General features: G+C 72.9%; 1 protein-coding gene. It reads right to left on the reverse strand.

Annotated features, from left to right (window positions below):
* Positions 1 to 1,150 (reverse strand): CgeB family protein (locus tag AC2W7G_RS16865; RefSeq protein ID WP_485869456.1); only part of this gene is annotated, 1,150 nt, incomplete at both ends.

Below are 1,150 nucleotides of genomic sequence, written 5' to 3' on the forward strand. Positions count from 1 at the left end.
CGCGTCGTCGGTGACGACACGAGCCGGGCACGGACGCCGGACTGGGCCCGCACCGTCACGTCGACCTGGTCGAGCTGCTCGGTGGACGCGACGCGGGCCACGACCAGCACCGCGGGCAGCTCGAGCTCGTACGGGGCGCCGGTGACGGCCGCGACGACGTAGCGCAGCCGCTCGCGGTAGGTGTGCTCGGCGTGGACCTTGCGCAGGCCCATGAGCCGCAGGCGGTCGTAGCGCACCGCGTCGTCGCACAGCCCGGCCACGATCTCGGCGGCGCGCGCCGAGCCGTCGGTCATCGGCACGAGGTCGCCGAGCATGACGCGCAGCCCGCGCGCGTAGTTCGACAGCGTCACGGTGCCGCTGGCCAGCAGCTCGTACGCGCGGCGGGCGAACATGCTCTGCGACTGCTTGACCGAGTTGAGGTTCAGCGCGAAGCGGTAGCCCTTGTAGGCGTAGTCGATGCGCGAGGGGTCCAGACTGCCGACGACGTACTGCTCGTAGCGCTCGGGGAAGCGGTAGGCGTCGTGCGTGGTGCCGAGCATGCGGTCGAAGATCTCGACGGGGACGACCGACGACGCGCCCTCGAGCAGGGCGTCCAGGTCGCGCATCCGCTCGGTGTAGCGCGTGTAGTAGCCGCCGGCGAACACCATGGCGTCCTTGCGCGGCAGCTCGCCCTCGACCGGGTTGTGCAGCCGCGGCTGAGCCGCGAACGGCAGCAGGTGCACGCGGTCGTGGCCGAGGGCGTCGCGGTAGTGCGGCACGCGGTCGGCGTCGGTGGTGAAGACGTGGTCGAACTCGGCCGCGGCGTCCAGGAACGTGTGGAAGTGGACCGGGTCCTCCTTGTTCCAGAAGGCGGTCGGCACGCCCCGCTCGCGGCAGTGCTCGAGCAGCGCGAGCAGCTCGGCCGGCCGCCGGTGGACGGCGTTGTGCCAGGTGCCCTCGTGCCCGCGCCACGCCGACTCGACGAAGAGCAGGTCGACGTCGGCCGCCTCCAGCTCCTCCTGCCACGTGTCGGGGTGCAGGTCGACGAGGTCGCACTCCAGGCGCAGGCAGCGCCGGGTGAACTCGTCGACGATGGCCGCGACCCGCAGCCGGCGTCCCTGCGTGGCGACGCCGGCCAGACGCTCGGCGGACGCCGCCGCCCGCACGGCCC

The organism is Aeromicrobium sp. PFPM2_SD2 (assembly GCF_057364525.1).